General features: G+C 53.2%; 1 protein-coding gene. It reads left to right on the top strand.

All coding sequences use genetic code 11. The annotated features are described in order from the left end of the window. Positions 1-809, top strand: an 809-nt coding sequence (locus NOG11_RS14850; protein ID WP_256620598.1) for an RHS repeat-associated core domain-containing protein, incomplete at its 5' end; no start/stop codon positions are given. Positions 810-1,126 lie beyond the last annotated feature (317 nt).

The following is a 1,126-nucleotide window of genomic DNA, read 5'->3' as shown; positions in this document are numbered from 1 at the left end:
GCGCCTTCAAGTGGCGGGAGGAGTACTACCCCTACGGCGAGAAGCTGACCTCACATGCCGCCAACGACAACCAGCCAGGGTTCACAGGGCACGTGGAGGATACCCAGACAGGGCTTACCTACATGCAGGCCAGGTTCTACGAAGGGAAGGTGGGACGGTTCCTGAGTACCGATCCGGTACAGTTCGGACCCGATAGGCCGGACATGTTCGGTCGGTATGGATATGCCTATAATGATCCTATCAATGTGACGGACCCTGATGGCGAGTTCGGTATCTTCGGAGCCGCATTAAATATGGCCATCGAAGGAGCAGCATTGGCTGTAGAAAGCCGGACCAGAAGCATCGGGGCGGGGGAGATCGTGATAAGGATGGCAGTAGCAGGTGGAACAGGAGCAGTGGGTGTCGGATTGGGGGCTCGCGCGGGAGGGGCTGTGACTAAAGGGTTGCTGCAGGTAACGCGGAGTACCAGAGTAAGTACCGGTGTAGGCGGACTGGTAGCTGGTGGTGCCGGGGCTGCGATTGCAGAGACCGGGTTGCAAACGAACCAAGCAATTGCGGGTAACGGTTTTGATGGCAAACAAATTGCGGTGTCAGCGGGTGCCGGCTCGGTACTTGGTGGAGCAGTTGGTGTGATGAAGGCAAATGTTATGGTCGCCGAAGCTGGACAAGAATTATCTGATGCCGGTCGCGTAACCCTCAAAAAAAGCGTTGAACAGAATATTGAAGCTACCGCTGGGGTTGCCGGAGGTATGTTGAACCAGGTGGCTAATCAAGATCCTTCGTTCTGTGATATAGGCACCGGATGCTAAAGCTAGCCATTCAACAGTTTATCGTTATAGGTATCTCTTGTTCTATTCTTGCATTCGTATTAAAAATGAATTGGGTGCAGGTTGGCGTAGCAGCTATCATATTAACTATTTGCGCAGTGGGCTATTCATGGTCGTTTATAAAGTCATCTTATCCTCGAGAGGCCGACGATGCCTCCGAGGTGGAAAAGTAGCGTAAGAGTACTATAAAACGACAGCGAAATGCATAACTTTCCCCCTTGGACAACGTCATGGACGATGGCTGGAGGAGCTATGTCTCGGACAGCTCGAACCAGCCGGTCTCGATGGCGGGTCTGGCT

The sequence above is a fragment of the Parvularcula maris genome (assembly GCF_024505085.1).
Classification (GTDB): Bacteria; Pseudomonadota; Alphaproteobacteria; order Caulobacterales; family Parvularculaceae; genus Parvularcula; species Parvularcula maris.
Note: the sequence above shows the minus strand (reverse complement) of the source record. Positions and strands in the feature narration are given on the sequence as shown.